The 14,537-nt window shown below is 62.9% G+C and carries 14 protein-coding genes and 1 pseudogene; 12 read left to right on the top strand and 3 right to left on the bottom strand.

The annotated features are described in order from the left end of the window. Positions 1-5 precede the first annotated feature (5 nt). From ABCW43_RS24425 to guaA, 8 genes are all read left to right on the top strand, one after another. On the top strand, positions 6-1,283 hold the full coding sequence (locus ABCW43_RS24425) for an imelysin family protein (RefSeq protein ID WP_345929266.1): 1,278 nt from the start codon (positions 6-8) through the stop codon (positions 1,281-1,283). 51 nt (positions 1,284-1,334) lie between these two features. Continuing rightward, positions 1,335-2,873 (top strand): di-heme oxidoreductase family protein, encoded by a 1,539-nt coding sequence (locus ABCW43_RS24420; protein WP_345929264.1) that lies wholly within the window; start codon positions 1,335-1,337, stop codon positions 2,871-2,873. After that, the gene (locus tag ABCW43_RS24415; protein ID WP_345929262.1) at positions 2,873-3,976 is read left to right on the top strand and encodes an imelysin family protein; all 1,104 of its coding nucleotides are present in this window, start codon (positions 2,873-2,875) and stop codon (positions 3,974-3,976) included. The genes ABCW43_RS24420 and ABCW43_RS24415 overlap by 1 nt, the downstream gene beginning before the upstream one ends. 4 nt (positions 3,977-3,980) lie before the next feature. Further along, positions 3,981-5,063 (top strand): DUF1513 domain-containing protein, encoded by a 1,083-nt coding sequence (locus ABCW43_RS24410; protein WP_345929420.1) that lies wholly within the window; start codon positions 3,981-3,983, stop codon positions 5,061-5,063. A gap of 37 nt (positions 5,064-5,100) precedes the next feature. Further along, positions 5,101-5,553, top strand: coding sequence for a TspO/MBR family protein (locus ABCW43_RS24405; protein ID WP_345929260.1), 453 nt, complete (start codon positions 5,101-5,103; stop codon positions 5,551-5,553). Between the two features lie 71 nt (positions 5,554-5,624). Further along, a complete protein-coding gene (locus ABCW43_RS24400) occupies positions 5,625-6,074 on the top strand; it encodes a PaaI family thioesterase (protein ID WP_345929258.1) in 450 nt (149 codons plus the stop codon). Next, positions 6,071-6,724, top strand: a complete 654-nt coding sequence (locus ABCW43_RS24395; RefSeq protein ID WP_345929256.1) for a 5'-methylthioadenosine/S-adenosylhomocysteine nucleosidase — start codon at positions 6,071-6,073, stop codon at positions 6,722-6,724. The genes ABCW43_RS24400 and ABCW43_RS24395 overlap by 4 nt, the downstream gene beginning before the upstream one ends. A 61-nt stretch (positions 6,725-6,785) precedes the next feature. Beyond that, entirely contained in the window at positions 6,786-8,363 is a 1,578-nt protein-coding gene (gene guaA / locus ABCW43_RS24390) for a glutamine-hydrolyzing GMP synthase (protein WP_345929254.1), read from the top strand. A gap of 127 nt (positions 8,364-8,490) precedes the next feature. On the opposite strand, the pseudogene ABCW43_RS24385 reads toward guaA, so the two are convergent. Next, a pseudogene (locus tag ABCW43_RS24385) lies at positions 8,491-9,091 on the bottom strand (NADPH-dependent F420 reductase). A gap of 196 nt (positions 9,092-9,287) precedes the next feature. After that, positions 9,288-10,022 (bottom strand): SDR family NAD(P)-dependent oxidoreductase, encoded by a 735-nt coding sequence (locus ABCW43_RS24380; RefSeq protein ID WP_345929252.1) that lies wholly within the window; start codon positions 10,020-10,022, stop codon positions 9,288-9,290. Positions 10,023-10,299: 277 nt separating this feature from the next. Between ABCW43_RS24380 and ABCW43_RS24375 the strand changes: the two genes are divergently transcribed. The 3 genes from ABCW43_RS24375 (at position 10,300) to ABCW43_RS24365 (ending at position 12,922) form a co-directional block, all read left to right on the top strand. Next, positions 10,300-11,232: a LysR family transcriptional regulator gene (locus ABCW43_RS24375; RefSeq protein ID WP_345929250.1), complete on the top strand. Its 933-nt coding sequence runs from the start codon at positions 10,300-10,302 to the stop codon at positions 11,230-11,232. Positions 11,233-11,386: 154 nt separating this feature from the next. Continuing rightward, positions 11,387-11,956, top strand: coding sequence for a TetR/AcrR family transcriptional regulator (locus ABCW43_RS24370; protein WP_345929248.1), 570 nt, complete (start codon positions 11,387-11,389; stop codon positions 11,954-11,956). A gap of 48 nt (positions 11,957-12,004) precedes the next feature. Further along, positions 12,005-12,922: an oxidoreductase gene (locus tag ABCW43_RS24365; protein WP_345929246.1), complete on the top strand. Its 918-nt coding sequence runs from the start codon at positions 12,005-12,007 to the stop codon at positions 12,920-12,922. 46 nt (positions 12,923-12,968) lie between these two features. Here the strand turns inward: ABCW43_RS24365 and ABCW43_RS24360 are convergent, their stop codons facing one another. After that, a complete protein-coding gene (locus ABCW43_RS24360; protein ID WP_345929244.1) occupies positions 12,969-13,526 on the bottom strand; it encodes a methylated-DNA--[protein]-cysteine S-methyltransferase in 558 nt (185 codons plus the stop codon). A 136-nt stretch (positions 13,527-13,662) separates the two neighbouring features. On the opposite strand from ABCW43_RS24360, the gene ABCW43_RS24355 reads away from it, so the two are divergent. Next, positions 13,663-14,451 (top strand): AraC family transcriptional regulator, encoded by a 789-nt coding sequence (locus ABCW43_RS24355; protein ID WP_345929242.1) that lies wholly within the window; start codon positions 13,663-13,665, stop codon positions 14,449-14,451. Positions 14,452-14,537 lie beyond the last annotated feature (86 nt).

Raw genomic sequence — 14,537 nt, 5'->3', positions numbered from 1 at the left:
GGGACATGATCCGCAAGACCGTTCTCGGCGCCGCCCTGGCGCTTTTTGCCGCCTCCGCGGCGTTCGTCGTGACAGAGGCCGAGGCCGCCACCACATCCGCCGCCGTCCTCAAGCATTATGCCGAGCTGGCGCATGCGAAATACGAGGACTCGCTGACAACCGCGCAGGCCCTCGACAAGGCCGTCAGCGCGCTGATCGCCAAGCCCAGCGAAGAGACGCTCAAGGCTGCCAAGGACGCCTGGATCGCCGCCCGCGTTCCCTACCAGCAGACGGAAGTCTATCGTTTCGGCAACCCGATCGTCGACGACTGGGAAGGCAAGGTGAACGCGTGGCCGCTCGATGAAGGCCTGATCGACTATGTCGATGCCTCCTACGGCACCGAGAGCGACGAGAACGCGCTCTATACCGCAAACGTCATCGCCAACCCGAAGATCAAGGTCAACGGCAAAACGCTCAACCTTTCGAAGTTCGACGCCAAGACGCTACGCAGCCTGAACGAGGCCGGCGAGATCGAAGCGAACGTCGCGACCGGCTACCATGTCATCGAATTCCTGCTCTGGGGCCAGGACCTGAACGGCACCGGACCGGGCGCCGGCAAGCGCTCCTATACGGATTACGACAAGGCCAATTGCACCAACGGCCATTGCGATCGCCGCGCAGATTACCTCAAGGCCGCGTCCGCCCTGCTGGTCTCCGACCTCAAGGACATTGTCACCGCCTGGGGCCCCAAGGGCAAGGCGACCAAAAACGTCGAGGCCAATTCCAAGAAGGGCCTGACCGCCATCCTGACCGGCATGGGTTCGCTTTCCTATGGCGAGCTTGCCGGCGAGCGCATGAAGCTCGGCCTTTTGCTGCACGATCCGGAAGAAGAGCACGATTGCTTCTCCGACAACACCTACAACTCGCATCTCAACGACGCGATCGGCATCAAGTCGGCCTATACGGGCGAATACACCCGCGTCGACGGCACGAAGATGACGGGACCCTCGCTTTCCGAACTGGTCGCCGCAACCGACAAGGCGCTCGACACCGAAATGCTCGGCAAGCTCGACGCGACGCTCACCGCCATGAACGCCATGGCCGACCGCGCCAAGAAGGTCGAGGCCTACGACCAGATGATCGGCGAGGGCAATAAAGAGGGCAACGCGGTGGTCCAGAAGGCGATCGATGGCCTGATCGACCAGAGCAAAAGCGTCGAGCGCGTCATTGCGTCGCTGAAGCTTGGCAAAGTAGAGCTTGAAGGTTCCGACAGCCTCGATAATCCTGACGCCGTCTTCAAATAAGCAATGAAAAGGCGGGCCGCGGCTGACCTTCAGCCTGCGGCCCGATTTCCCATGAGAACGCCCAAGTCTTTCGTCTTCCTGTTGCCGTTGCTTTCGGGCGCTTTCCTTCTCACGCCGCTGATCGCGACCGGTGGCGACGCTCTTTTCCCGACCATCCGCACGGATCTCAATCCCAAGGACCAGAAACGCGTCGAAAGCGTCACGCGCCCGACGACGGATTTTTCCAAACCCGAGCAATTCGAGACCATGTCCGGCGGGGCCGCGACCAGCCGTGCCGACGTCAATGGCGACGCCTTCTCGCATTTCTCCGCCAACCTCACCTTCGAGGAAGAAGGGACGTTCAAGCTCGGCAACGCGCTTTTCACCAAGCTCTGGGTCTCGGCGCCTTCCTCGACGCAGGCCTCCGACGGGCTCGGCCCGCTCTTCAACGCGCGCGCCTGCCAGAGCTGTCACCTGAAGGATGGACGCGGCCATCCTCCGGAAGGCGGTGCGGACGCGACTTCGATGTTTTTCCGGCTCGCCCGCCCGGCGCGAACCGACGAGGAACGCGAAGCTGTCGCCGATTACAGGAAGCTCAATTTCCCCGACGCGATCTATGGCGAGCAGTTGCAGGATCTCGCGGTGCCGGGCCTTGCCGCCGAAGGCAGGATGCGGATTTCCTACGAGGAGATCCCGGTCAGGCTCGGCGATGGCGAAGTGGTCAACCTGCGCAAGCCGAGCTATTCGGTTGCCGACCTCGGTTACGGCGCGATGGAAGGCGACGTGACGCTGTCGCCACGCATCGCTCCGCCGATGATCGGCATGGGGCTGATCCAGGCGATCCACGATACCGACATCCTCGCCAAGGCCGACCCGGACGACAAGGATGGGGACGGGATTTCCGGCAAGCCGGCCATGGTGCGCGACCACAAGACCGGCGAACTGAAGCTCGGCCGCTTCGGCTTCAAGGCGCAGAATGCCTCGGTCCGCGACCAGAGTTCTTCCGCCTTTGCCGGTGACCTCGGTATCTCGACCCCGGACAATCCGTTCGACCACGGCGACTGCACCAAGGCGGAAGCCGCATGCCTCGCCATGCCGACCGGCGTGCAGCAGCGGCTGGGGCCAGTCGAAGCGCCCGACCCGGTCCTGCCGCTGGTTACCTTCTATTCCGAAAACCTGGCCGTGCCGGCCCGCCGCGAGATCGGCGACAAGACGGTGCTGAGGGGCAAGGAGATTTTCTACCAGTCCGGCTGCACCGGCTGCCATACGCCGAAATTCGTGACCAGCCGCGATGCCGGCAACAAGGCGCATGCCTTCCAGCTCGTCTGGCCCTATTCGGATTTCCTGCTGCATGACATGGGCGAAGGCCTTGCGGACGGTCAGCCGGTGGGTGTCGCGACCGGCAGCGAATGGCGCACCCAGCCGCTGTGGGGAATAGGGCTGACGGAAACCGTCAACGCCCATACGTTCTTCCTGCATGACGGCCGGGCGCGAAACCTCACCGAAGCCGTTCTCTGGCATGGCGGCGAGGCACAGAGAGCCCGCGACGCCTTTGCCGCGCTCTCCAAACAGGACCGTGCCGCCCTGCTCAGATTTCTGGAGTCACTTTGATGCGCAAAATCCTCCTTGCCGGACTCGTCTCGCTGCTCCCCGTCGCGGCTCTCGCGCAGGAGAGCGATGCCGCTCCCACCGTGGATCTGCCGATGGCTGATGTCACCAAGGTGATGACGGCGGCGGTCGATGGGTTCATCCGGCCGGGATACGACGCTTTCCACGAATCCGCGGATAAGATGACGACTGCGATGAAGGCGCTCTGCGAGGCGCCCTCCAAGGCGAAATACGACGCCGCGAAAAGTGCCTTCCGCGATGCGGCGGTCAGTTGGGCGCATATCGAAGTGGTCCGCGTCGGTCCCGTCATCGAGCAGAACCGCTTCGAACGCATCCTCTTTTACCCGGATCGCAAGAGCACGGGGCTGAAGCAGGTACAGTCGCTCCTGTCCAAGGTCGATGAGACCGCCACCGACCCCGCCACGCTCGGCACCAAGAGCGTCGCCATGCAGGGTTTTGGCGCGCTCGAATATGTTCTTGCCGGCACCGGCTCCGAAGAGCTTCTCAAGGCGAAGAACAGTTACCGCTGCCGCTACGGCGCGGCCATCGCCGGCAATATCGCCAATGTCGCCAAGGAGCTTTCCGATATCTGGGACGCGCCCGAGGGCATCCAGAAGGCCTGGGAACAGCCGGGGCCGGACAACCTCAATTTCCGCACCGGCGGCGAGGCGATCACGGCACTGCTCGGCATTCTCGTGCATGGTGCGGAAGCGGTGCGCGACCAGCGGATCGAGACTTTCTACAAGGGCTCCGACAAGGCGAAATTCCCGAAACAGGCACTGTTCTGGCGCTCGGAAAACACCTGGCCGACCATCAAGGGCAATCTCGAAGGCCTTTCCACCCTGCTCGAAAAATCCGGCATGGTGGAACTGCTGAAGGAGAAGGACCGGCCGATCGTCGCCGCGACCCAGGCGAAGCTGAAGTCGATGATCGAGCTTTCAGCGAAGATCACGCCGGATCTCGAAAAGGCAGTCGAGAATGCCGCCGAGCGCAAGAAGCTCGATACGCTGCTGGCGGACGGAAAGGACGTCATCGCCAAGCTGAACGACGGTTACGGCGGCGCCATCGGACTCAGCTCCGGCTTCTCGTTTGCGGACGGCGACTAAGACCATGTGGCGCGGCGAGGCCATCGACCGGCGCGGCTTTCTGAAGGCAGCGGGGATCACCTTCACAGCCGCCCTTGCGCCCAGCTCGTTGATGGCGCTCGAACGCACAGATGCGGTCTATGCCTCGGGTTTTCGCGCGCCGGACGGCTCCTTCGGCGTTGCCACCGTTTCGGAACGCGGCGAAATCATCGACCGTGTTCCGCTTCCCGCCCGCGCCCACGGTTTGGCCTATAGTGCCGCCACGGGCCGAACCGTCGCCTTCGCCCGCCGCCCGGGCACGTTTGCCATGGTGTTCGATCCGTCGCGGCAGACTGAGCCGGTGATGATCACCTCGCCGGAAGGCCGGCATTTCTACGGACATGGCCATTTCTCGCCGGATGGAACGCGGCTCTATGCCAGCGAGAACGATTTCGACGGCAATCGCGGCATGATCGGCGTCTATGACGCGCGAGACAAATTCCGCCGCATCGGCGAGTTCGACGCCCATGGCATCGGCACCCATGACATGACCGTTTCCGACGACGGCAAGCTGCTGGTCATCGCCAATGGCGGCATCGAGACGCATCCGGATTTCGGTCGCACCAAGCTGAACGTCGACCGCATGGAACCGTCGCTGGTCCTGCTCGATGCGAAGACCGGCGTGCTCATCCAGCGACACCGCCTGCCCGCGTCGCTGAAACAGCTCTCCACCCGCCATCTCGACATGGCCGAAAACGGCCGCATCTGGTTCGCCTGCCAGTGGGAAGGGGCGCGCAACGCCCTGCCGCCGCTTGCCGGCTGGTTTTCCAGGGGCGAAGACCTGTCCTTCGTCTCGCTGCCCGAGGAAACCACCGTCCGACTCGGCAACTATATCGGCGCCATCGCCGTCAACCGCCACGACGGCGTCGTCGGCCTCACCTCGCCCATCGGCGGGGCCGCGGTCACGCTTGACGCGAAAACCGGGGCCGTGGCGAAGGAAGAGACTGTCCGCGAGGCCGCCGGCGTCGCCTCCGCCGCGCACGGCATTGCGGTTTCGTCCTATGACGGCCAGTTCAACGACACCCGCAGTGCGGTCGCCTGGGATCAGCATATCGTCCGGCTAGGCTGACCTTTTCCCGCTGCCGGAGCGCCATAGTTGCGGCGGGATGACCAAAACTGTCGTTATGATCCTCTTCATCGTCGCTTGTGTGGCACTGGGTGCGCTGAGCGGCGCAAGCAACCAGCCCGGCGAATGGTATCAGTCGCTCGACAAGCCCTTCTTCAATCCGCCGGGCTGGATTTTTGCACCGGTCTGGACGTTCCTCTACATCCTGATCGGCGTCGCACTTTCCGCGACCTGGTTTGACGAGAACAACGGCCGCCGCCTCGTCCTCTTTGCCATCCAGGCGGCCCTCAACCTTCTGTGGTCGCCGGCCTTCTTCGGCCTGCAGAGCCCGGTTCTCGGCCTCGTCGTCATCGTGCCGCTGCTGGTCTCGATCCTGTTGTTCATCGCCGCAAGCTGGCGGGAAAGTCGTGCCGCCGCATGGCTCTTCGTGCCCTACGCTCTCTGGGTCGCCTTCGCGACGCTCCTCAACCTGTCGATCGTCCTTATGAATTAAGCACGCTCCATCGTACGGCTTGCCGAACATCGCCCGCCATGCCAATTTCGCATCTGCGAAAGGGATGGGACATGAACGGGAGAGACACGGGCGATTTCCGCGAACGGGTGCGCCAGAGTTTTGGTCGACAGGGCGCGATGGCGATGCTCGGCGCCGAGTTGACACGCGTCGAGCAGGCGATCGTCGAGATCGAGTTGCCTTTCGACATCAAGCTCACCCAGCAGCACGGTTTCCTGCATGCCGGCGTGATTTCCGCGGCGCTTGATGCCGCCTGCGGTTATGCCGCCTATACGGTGATCGAGCCGGATGCCTCGATCCTCACCATCGAGTTCAAGGTGAACCTGATGTCGCCCGGCCGCGGCGAGCGCTTCCTGTTTCGCGGCGAAATCACCAAGCCGGGTTCGACGATCATCGTCGCCGATGGCCGCGCCTATGCGATCGGCGACGGGCCCGCCAAACTCATTGCTTCCATGACCGGCACCATGATGGTGATCCGTGGCCGAGAGGATATAACGGGATGACGTCTTCACTTCCGCTCGGCGAACCTAGCCTCGCCGGCGGCAAATCCATTCTCTTCGTGATGGCCGTCGATGCCGAATACGGGCCGGCGCTGAAATCCCGCATCAAGCCGTTGATGACCGGCGTCGGCCCGGTTGAAGCCGCCGTCGTGCTTTCCCATGCCCTGACCCGGCTTGAAGCGACGGGTGACCTGCCTGATCTCGTCGTCTCGCTCGGCTCCGCCGGTTCCCGCAATCTCGAGCAGACGGAAATCTACCAGGCCTCGTCCGTCGCCTATCGCGACATGGACGCCTCGCCGCTCGGTTTCGAAAAGGGCCGCACGCCCTTCCTCGACCATCCGGCGATCATCCCGCTTCCCCTGCGCATCCCGGGCGTCAGGCAAGCCTCGCTGTCTACCGGCGGCAATATCGTCTCCGGTGCTGCCTACGATCTCGTCGGCGCCGACATGGTCGACATGGAGACGTTTGCGGTGCTGCGCTGCTGCCAGCTTTTTGGCCTGCCGCTGATCGGCCTGCGCGGTATTTCCGACGGCAAGGAAGAACTGAAGCATGTCGGCGACTGGACCGAATACCTGCATGTAATCGACAAAAAGCTGGCGGATGCGGTCGACAGCCTGTTCGAGGGGCTGGAGGATGGTGCCATCATCCTCTGAAGGCGCGATTTTCGCCTCGTTCCCCGTTGCCAGAAAGGGGAAGTTTCTTTAAAGGCTCGGCATGACCCAGATAGCTCATCCCGACAGCATCCTCATCATCGATTTCGGCAGCCAGGTGACGCAGCTCATCGCGCGTCGCATCCGCGAAGCGGGCGTCTACTGCGAAATCCACCCCTTCCAGAACGCGAGTGCCGCGTTCGAGAGGCTCCGGCCCAAAGGCGTGATCTTTTCCGGCGGACCGGCTTCGGTGACCACGGAAGGCAGCCCTCGCGCTCCGCAGGCGGTGTTCGACAGCGGCGTTCCGATCCTCGGCATCTGTTACGGCCAGCAGACGCTGGCGACCCAGCTCGGCGGCGTCGTCGAAGGCGGGCATGCAGCGGAATTCGGCCGCGCCGACGTGGAGATCAAGGCCCCGAGCCCCTTGTTCGAAGGTTTCTGGGAAGTCGGCGGCCGCTATCCGGTCTGGATGAGCCATGGCGACCGCGTCACCCAGCTTCCGGACGGTTTCGAGGTCATCGCGACTTCCGAGAATGCGCCTTTTGCGATCGCGGCCGACGAGAGCCGGCATTACTACACTACCATGTTCCACCCGGAAGTGGTGCATACGCCCGACGGCGCCAAGCTGCTCTCCAATTTCGTGCACAAGATCGTCGGCCTGAAGTCCGACTGGACGATGTCCGCGTATCGTGCCGAGATGATCCGCAAGATCCGCGAACAGGTCGGCAAGGAACGGGTGATCTGCGGCCTTTCGGGCGGCGTCGATTCCTCCGTCGCAGCCGTGCTGATCCACGAAGCGGTCGGCGACCAGCTGACCTGCATCTATGTCGATCACGGCCTGATGCGCCAGGGAGAGACAGAGCAGGTGGTCGGCATGTTCCGCGACCACTACAACATCCCGCTCGTTCATGTGGACGCGTCCGACCTCTTCCTCACCCAGCTTGCTGGCGTTAGCGACCCGGAAGTGAAACGCAAGACGATCGGCCGGCTGTTCATCGAGGTGTTCGAGGCGGAAGCCGCCAAGATCGCTTCCGACGGCAAGGGCGCACCGGCCTTCCTCGCCCAGGGCACGCTCTATCCGGACGTGATCGAAAGCGTTTCCTTCTCCGGCGGCCCGTCGGTGACGATCAAGAGCCACCACAATGTCGGTGGCCTGCCCGAGCGCATGAACATGAAGCTCGTCGAGCCGCTGCGCGAACTCTTCAAGGACGAGGTGCGCGCGCTTGGCCGCGAACTCGGCCTGCCGGACAGCTTTATCGGCCGCCACCCGTTCCCGGGTCCAGGCCTTGCCATCCGCTGCCCCGGCGCCGTCACGAAGGAAAAACTCGACATCCTGCGCAAGGCGGATGCGATCTATCTCGACGAGATCCGCAAGGCCGGCCTCTACGACACGATCTGGCAGGCCTTCGCGGTGCTCCTGCCGGTGCAGACCGTTGGCGTCATGGGCGATTACCGCACCTACGATTTCGTCTGCGCGCTGCGCGCCGTCACCTCCGTCGACGGCATGACCGCGGATTTCTATCCCTACGACATGAACTTCCTCGGCCGCACAGCGACCCGCATCATCAACGAAGTCCGCGGCATCAACCGCGTCGTTTATGACGTGACCAGCAAGCCACCCGGCACGATCGAGTGGGAGTGAAAGGGAGGCCGTCAGGCCCACCCCAGCCTTCGCGACTTTGTGGCCTTCAAATATTCGGTCGCGCGCGGCTCGAAGACGTTAGCGCGCGCGACCAATTCTCGGTGTCGATCACACGGTCGTAGATCGATTACTGCTCCTTCTTGAACAAATCCTGGAAGATGAGCTGGCCCCAGGTGCGGTCGCGTGCGTGCACCAGCGCGCCACCCTCGTTGAGCTTTCCCAGCTTGACGGGTGCGAACCCGAGTTGTTTGGCCAGGGGCCGCCACGGGAGCGATCGCGTCCTCGTCGTCACCAGACAGAAAGACCACCCTGTGGCCGCCCTCAACGACCGGATCGGCAGCCAGGGTGGCCGCAATCAGGTGATTGAAGCCTTTCACGAACTTGGCGCCGGTGAACGCCTTCGCGACGAAGGCGGAGGACGGGAGGCCGTCCAACTCCTCAGGGACTGGAAACGCGTTCATCGCGTCGATGACCCTCTTGCCTTTCCAGCTCGGCAGGGCCTTCGCAACCTCGCGATGCTCCCCGAACGGGACCGCCAGGATGATCGTGTCGGCCTCGAGTGCATCCCGCAGCGACTTGGCGACGACCGTGGGTCCAATCGCCCGAGCCTGCGGCGCCAACGCCTCGGGCGAACGGCGGCTCGCGACGGCCACCTCGATGTTTTTACGGGCGAAGGCGTGGGCGAGAGCCTGGCCTACCTTGCCGAATCCTACAATCGCATAGCTCATAGTGTTTCTCCGATGTTATTTTGACATTGAGTTCCTGGCTCTCAACGGCGCCGGGTTGCCGTGTGCCTACCTTTGCGTAGGCGTCCCGTCGTGAATGACTTCCGCGCGGCCGGGCCGGCCGTTCAGCGCGGAAGTCATTTCACCGTGGACACGCTAGTTCCCGCCGATCAGCCGCTTCCCGCGATCCGGCGCGAATTCAGATGGCCGAGAAGCCGCCGTCGACGGACAACTCCAACCCATTCACGAAGCTCGAATCGTCTGAAGCAAGGAACAGCGCGACCGCCGCAATTTCCTCAGGACGCCCCATCTTTCCCCGCGGGATCAGGGATTCGAACATCTGCTTCGCCTCCTCGGTGAGAACCTGGTCCTGCATCGGCGTGGCGATCGGCCCCGGGTGCAGCACGTTCACCCGGATATTCCTGCCCTTGAGTTCGTTGAGCCACCCGCGTGCGAATGCGTGCAACGCCGCCTTGCTCGCCGCATACACGCTGTAACCGGGAAACCCTTTGATCGAAGCAACCGACCCGGTCATGAAGATCGATCCGCCATCGTTGAACAGCGGCAACGACTTCTGAACCGTGAACAGGGTGCCCCGCGTATTCAGGTTGAAGGTCGCGTCGAAATGCTGCTCGGTTATCTCGCCCAGCGGGACGGCTTCGCCCGTGCCGGCGCTCGCGTACAGGATGTCGATCTTGCCCTTGTCCCGTTTGACCGTATCGAAGAGGCGGTCGAGGTCGTCGAGATTGGCAGCGTCGCCGCGCACGCCGGTTACGTTCCGGCCGATCAGCTTGACGGCCTCGTCCAGCGCCTCCTGTCTCCGGCCCGTGATGAAAACATGGGCGCCTTCTTCAACGAACCGCTTGGCGCTCGCCAGCGCCATGCCGCTCGATCCACCGGTGATGACTGCAACCTTACCTTCAAGCTTTCCCATGACTTCTCCTTCCAGGCTCTGCCTTTGGTCGTTCGGGGATGCCCCCGAGACCCTCGAAATGGGTCCGCCGGCATCTGTTGTTGAGTGTGGAAGCGCGCACATCGGTGGTGCAAAATCGATCCGGCTGAAAGACTGACGCCAGCCGCGACGATCAATTGTCCGCCGTTCGGGAACGGGCCGCGCGGATCGATATAAGCTTTGATTGGCCGCCCCTATTGCTGTACGACGCGTTGAATACGGGCTTGGGAAGGCGCACCATGCGGTGCCGGATTGCACCATGATCGACTGGGATGACATTCGCTATTTTCTTGCCGTGGCGCGCGGAGGTTCAGTGCGGGCTGCCGCCAAGCGCCTCGGAGTGAATCATGCGACCGTGCTGCGGCGTATCGCCCAGCTCGAGGAACGCCTCGGGGCGCAGATGTTCGAAAAGCTGCCTGCGGGCTATCGCCTGACGGCTGTGGGCGAGGAGGTCCTCGAGCTCGCCAACCAGATGGAAGCGTCGTCGCACCAGTTGGAGACGCGCGTCTTCGGGCGAGACCAGGGCGTGCGCGGGCTTCTACGAGTGACGCTGACGCCGATCCTCGCGACACACCTGCTGATGCCGGATTTCGCCGATTTCGCGCGTCTGCATCCGGACATCGAGATGGAAATCCTGTCGTCCGGCGAGCTGGCAAACCTGACCAACAGGGAGGCCGACGTGGCGATCCGCGTGGTCTACGACCGCAAAACGCTGCCGCTCAATCTTCACGGTCTGAAGGGACCCGAGCTGTTCGGTGGCGTCTACATATCTCGCGATCTACTGGCCGCATGGCGTGCGGGCGCGCCTGATCCCATCCGGTGGATCGTCATCAGCATGCATGGCATTCCGGAGTGGGCCAGCGAGGGTGAGGTTCGAACCACGGGGGTCCCCTTCAGGGTCACGGACGCCGCGGCGGAGATCGTTGCCGTACGGCAAGGGCTCGGGATCACGACGCTGCCGTGCTTTGTCGGAGATGCCGACCCCCACCTGGTGAGGGTGCCGGGCACCGACCTGCACATGTACGGTACCCTCTGGCTTCTCACACAGGGGGAGACACGCAAGACGAAGCGCGTGCAACTCTTCACGGAGTTCGTATCCCGCAGGCTCGCCGCCTACGCGCCGCTTCTCGCGGGGCTGTCCATATCGCGCGAGGGCCACACGGCTGATGGCGACGGACTTCTCCATCGCTGACGGTCTCTTTGGCACACCGGATACGCCGCTCTTTTCTTGCGGAGAGTTCCGATCGGCGTGGGTCGCGAAAGATGCGGGGTTGCATCCTTGACCAATCTCATGTCATCCCCTATATAATTGAGCATCCACTCACTCAATATCGATAGACAGAAATATGGCGCGTCCCCTCAGTGAAGAAAAGCGACAGGCACTGCTGGATGCCGCGGCCGAGTTCGTCGCGCACCTTGGCACAGGCGCTTCCACGGCCAAGATCGCAAAGGCTGCTGGCGTTTCCGAAGGGACGCTGTTTACCTACTTTCCAACCAAGGACGATCTGCTCAACCAACTCTTCATCGAGATCGAGGCCGACCTCACCGAGACGATGCTGGCGCCATATCCTGCGGGCGCCTCTGCCAAAGACCGACTATTCGCGGTCTGGAACCGTCTGATCGACTGGGGACTGGCTCACGCCACGGCGCGCAAGGCCCTTCGCCAGTTGAAGGTGTCGGATCGCGTGACAGCGGAAAGCCGCAACCGGTGCCACGCCATGCTGCGGGATGCGCGGACGATGGTTGAAGAGTGTCTCGCCGGCCATGCCGCGCCTGACAGGATCGCCTTTTACATCGATACCATTCTCTTCGACCTGGCCGACATCAGCATCAACGCGGTCACAGCCAAGCCTCAGGAAAGTGACGCCATCCGGCAGGCCGGATTCGACCTGTTCTGGAAGGGGTCCGCCGCCTGAGTTTTCAACCCATAATGAGTATGTAATCACTCATATGAAGGATCAAAAATGTTTAACAGCAAGGGTTTCACCGAAGCCAACGTCCCCCAACAGGCGGGAAAAAGCTTCATCGTCACAGGCGCCAATGCCGGCGTAGGATTCGAAATCGCCCGGGTGCTTGCCGCCAGGGGCGCGCGCGTCCTGCTTGGCTGCCGCGAGCAGGCCAGGGCGCAGGATGCCATCGCGCGGATCAAGCGGATCACACCGAACGCCGATCTCGTCTGGTTGCCGCTGGACCTCGGCGACCTCGACAGCGTTCGCACCGCAGCCGAGATCGCCGCGAGGGAGCCTCGGATCGATGCGCTCATCAACAATGCCGGGATCATGAACCCGCCGCTGACGCGCACGAAGCAGGGATTCGAATCGCAGTTCGGCATCAATCATCTCGGCGTGTTCGCGCTCACCTCGCTGCTCCTGCCGAAACTGGCGGAGACGCCGGGAGCGCGGGTGGTCGTGACCTCGAGCGTCGCGCATCTAAAGGCCAAGATCGACTGGGACGACCTCAACGCCGACAAGAGCTACGTCAAGAACGAACGCTACGGCGCCAGCAAGCTGGCGAACGCGCTGTTCTTCTTCGAACTGGATCGTCGCCTGCGGGCGGCGAAGTCACCCGTCACAGCGATCGGCATCCACCCTGGCATCGCCAGCACAAGTCTTGGCCGTCACATGGGGCTGATCCGGATCGTAGGCCCAATCGTCGGCCTGTTGCTCAATAGCGCCGACAAGGGCGCGTGGCCGGCACTTCTGGCTGCGACCGGCCAGGTAAAGCCCGGAGGCTATTACGGTCCCACCGGCTTTGGCGGAATCCGCGGTGTAGCCGGCGAAGCAAGGCGCGCGCCGCATGCCGAAAATCCCGCGCTTTCGAAGCGGCTCTGGGACGTCTCCATCGCCATGACCGGCGTCGATCCAGGCTTGCCGGCCGTCTGACCCAAGCGAGCAGGTGGTCGGCGATAGAGGACCGTGGACGAATGTTTCAGAACCCGAGGGATTGCTGTGCCGGCTCCGGCGGTGTCAGGCGCACGCCTTCGAGTTCCAGCATGCGGGTCTTCGAGGTCGAGCCGCCCGGAGCCGAGAAACCGCCGATCTTGCCACCGGCGGCAAGCACGCGGTGGCATGGGATGATCAGCGCCACGGGGTTTTTCGCCATCGCCTGGCCGACATCGCGAGCGGCCTCAGGACCGGCGCCGAGCTGCTTGGCGATCGCGCCATAGGTCGTCGTATGCCCCCAGCTGATCCGGCGGGCGGCGGCATAGATCTGCTTGAAGAAATCATCCTGCTCTTCGAGATCGAGTTTGACCTTCGAGAAATCGACTTCTTCGCCCGCAAAATAACGCTTCACGGCGTCGACAGCCTCCAGAACCTCGGCCGGCGGCGTGCCCGGCTCGGCTTCAGGCAGCCGTCGCAGCAGCAGCTTTTCGGTCGAATCCGTGCTCTTGGTCGGGAGCTGGAAGCGCGTGATACCGACCTCGTTCCAGGCGATGCCGCAGAAGCCGCCCGCTGTTTCAAAAATCAGGTATTGATGCGTTGTCATGAGGAAACCTCCGCATTGCGATTGACCTTAAAATCATGCCTCAGGCCCAGGGATTCAACCCGTTTCTTGCCTGCAGGGGCGAAGTTCTCACAGAACTGTTGGTTGAAGTTCCATGCCCGATCCCTAGATTTTCCGCATGAGCAGATCGCAGGCATTTGCAGACCAGGCGCAATTGACGGCGGAGAGGCTGCATACGCCTCCCGGCGGCGGACGCTTTGCGATAACGCGCCTGGCGCTCGGGCTTTTTCTCGTCGATCAGGAGCGCCACCGGATCGCCATCGGCTCGGACAAACGAGAGCATGTGCCGCTGAAAGCCGGCGAAGGCTGGATCCTGCCGGCCGGTGCGACGGGCATCTGCGAATACGACGAGGCGCTGTCTTTCCTGAGACTTGAAGTGCCGGAAAACCTGCTCGCCGATGTGGGCTTCGAACATCATTCGGACTTCCGGCCTGTGGTCGGCGCCTTCGACCCGTTGCTGGCGCAGCTTGCTCACCAGACGGTCTCGATCGCTGGTCATGCGTCGCAGCTCTATCGCGAGACGATGCAATTGGCGCTCGCGGCCCACCTCGCCCAGATCCTGGCTCCCGCCCCACCGAGGCTTGTCGGCATCGATGACAAGCGTTTGCGCCGCACGCTCGACTATATCCACGACAACCTCACGGCCAATCTGTCGCTGGAAGGCATGGCAGCCGAAGCGGCGATGAGCCGTTTTCATTTCGCGCGGGCGTTTACCAGGGCACTCGGCAGATCGCCGCTTCAATATGTCATCCAGGAACGGATGGAACTGGCGAAACTGTTCCTGAAGACCACGCGCCTGCCAATCTCCTCCGTTGCGGCCCGCGTCGGTTATGAGGATGTCTCGCGGTTCGGCCAGCATTTCCGTCGCCATGCGGGTACAACGCCCGCTGCCTTCAGAGCCGATTGAATCAACAATCGCATAACGAACGCCAAGATCTGCGCCTGTGCGGCGGCGGCAGATCTGCAAACCTCCCGTCATTCGACATGAGACAG

Origin of the sequence: Neorhizobium tunisiense (genome assembly GCF_039631515.1) — a bacterium.
Classification (GTDB): domain Bacteria; phylum Pseudomonadota; class Alphaproteobacteria; order Rhizobiales; family Rhizobiaceae; genus Neorhizobium.
The sequence above is the reverse complement of the archived record's forward strand: the minus strand, read 5'-3'. Positions and strand labels throughout refer to the sequence as shown.